This is a genomic window from Mucilaginibacter sp. UYP27 (genome assembly GCF_040547175.1).
Lineage (GTDB): Bacteria > Bacteroidota > Bacteroidia > Sphingobacteriales > Sphingobacteriaceae > Mucilaginibacter.
This window is the reverse complement of record NZ_JBEPPE010000024.1, coordinates 1-2355: the sequence shown is the minus strand read 5'-3', so window position 1 is coordinate 2355 and position 2355 is coordinate 1. Positions and strand designations below refer to the sequence as shown.

The following is a 2355-nucleotide window of genomic DNA, read 5'->3' as shown; positions in this document are numbered from 1 at the left end:
GCGATGATATAGTCCGTAATCTTCGTTAAGCGATTTTCATCTTCCATTAACTCCCTTGTATCAATATCTTCAACCTCAATATCTATAGCAGTTTCACGGCCATCTTTATGTGTGTATCTACCTACGTATTCGACCGAAAACTTCAACACATTTTCATCACGAATAGCATCCGTGATTACATATTTATGCAGGCAATCTTCAAACAAATCTTTTGTGGTGCGCTTGCCTAACTCATTTTTATTAGCATTATCGGCGAAAATAGGTGTACCTGTAAAACCAAATAACTGGCTATTGTTAAAGTAAGACTTGATACGTTGATGAGTTTCGCCAAATTGGCTGCGGTGGCATTCATCAAAAATAAACACGATACGTTTGTCTTTTAAGTCGGCCATTTTACTCTCGTACCTTAACTTACTAATTGCGGTGTTTAATTTTTGAATGGTTGTTATGATCAATTTTGAGCTTTTATGTTCGCCCTTTTTGTCTGAATACGTATCAGTAAACTGCTTTACAAGATTATTGGTATTATCAGCACCATCAATGCTTCCTTCCTGAAAGCTATTAAACTCTTTAGCTGTTTGATAATCCAAATCTTTCCTATCAACTACAAAAACCACTTTATGAACCTGTGGAAGATTCATCAATATTTGACTGGCCTTAAATGAAGTTAAAGTTTTGCCGGAACCTGTAGTATGCCATACGTAAGCATTCTTATTACTAATCTTTACCCTTTCAATTAATGCCTCAACAGCATAATATTGGTATGGGCGCAATATCATTGGTATTTTATTGGCTTCATTAAGTACGATATATTTGCAGATCATTTTACTGATATGGCAGGGCTCTAAAAAAGCATCAGTAAAATCACTCAAAATATTTGTAAGGCGTTTGTTTTCCTTATCAGTCCAATAAAAAGTTTGTTTGAAGTCCTGGTAACGGTTATTTGCAAAGTATTTAGAATTTACTCCATTGCTTATCACAAATACCTGTACGTACTGGTACAAAGCATAATTAGCATTAAATGAATGTCTTTGGTAGCGATTGAGTTGATTAAAAGCCTCTTTCAATTCTAATCCGCGCCGTTTTAACTCTATTTGAACTAACGGCAAACCATTGACGAGAAGGGTGACATCGTACCGGTTTACGTATTTCCCTTCTTGCGTAACCTGATTGGTTACCTGGTATTGATTTTGGCACCAATGGTCGGTGTTTAAAAATTCGAAATAAAAGTTCTCTCCATTATCGCGAACGATGTGCTGTTTTTGGCGAAGTGTTTTGGCTTTCTCGAAAATAGTACCCTTGTTTAAAATATTAAGTACTTTATCAAATTCAGCAATGGAAAAATAGATGTTGTTGTGCTTTTCTAATTGTGATTTGAGGTTTTGAACCAAGGCTGACTCATTGGACAACAAAACATATTGATAACCTAACTTTTTCAAGTTGGTTATCAATTGTTCTTCTAATATTTGTTCGGATTGTTTTGGCATATATATGATAAAGCCTTTAAAGATAGTAAATACAGCCAATTACAAACCCGTCATTTTTTTACCTTAATGCCTTAAACATTTGATCTATACATTTTTTCTTTTGCTCTAAATTGGGATGTACATATAAATTTAAAGTAGTAGTAATGTTTGAATGCCCTAACAGCACACTGACTGTTTTATAATCACATTTACTTTCAATACATCTTGTTGCAAAGCTATGGCGTAAACCATGGAACTTTAAGTCGGGCATATTTAGTTCTTTCATCAAATTTTTATAATAGCTTCTGTATGTCCTGGGTTCCGTAGGCTTAGCATCATTAGTTAATACAAAAAAAGAATTGTTTACAATTTTCTTTAAAGGTTTTAACATTCGCAGTAGATCCCTGCTCATAGGTATCTCCCTGATCGAGTTTTTGGTTTTAGGAGTATCCAGAATCAATTCTGTTTTACGATCACCATCTTCTATCAGATAAATGCGTTGTATGGTTTTCCTGATGTTAATAACACCATTATCCGTATCAATATCTTCCCAAGTAAGCGCGCAAACTTCACCAATCCGTATGCCCGCGCTTAAACATATATAGACACCTACATTGCGAAACGTAAAGTGTGTTTCTATATAACTCATCACTTTTCTCTGGTTCGTTCTGCTCAGTACATTAATGTTGTGTTTCTCCCTCTCTGTAGGAAATTGGATATCGAATGGCTTATGCTCCAACCATTTGTTTTTGGCTCCGAATTTTAATACCATTTTTAACACTATCAAAATGTCTTTAATAGTCTTTTGGCTTAGTCCCTGTTGCAATTTTTGAAGTACAAAAGCCTGGACTTCGGCTTCCTCAATTGTTTTTTTGTCGCCGAAAGCAGG

General features: G+C 35.0%; 2 protein-coding genes. Both read right to left on the bottom strand.

Annotation, left to right across the window (positions count from 1 at the left end; genetic code table 11):
* Window positions 1-1487 (bottom strand): type I restriction endonuclease subunit R (locus ABIB39_RS23265; protein ID WP_354432586.1); only part of this gene is annotated, 1487 nt, incomplete at its 3' end.
* Window positions 1488-1545: 58 nt separating this feature from the next.
* Window positions 1546-2355, bottom strand: an 810-nt coding sequence (locus tag ABIB39_RS23260) for a tyrosine-type recombinase/integrase (RefSeq protein ID WP_354432585.1), incomplete at its 5' end; no start/stop codon positions are given.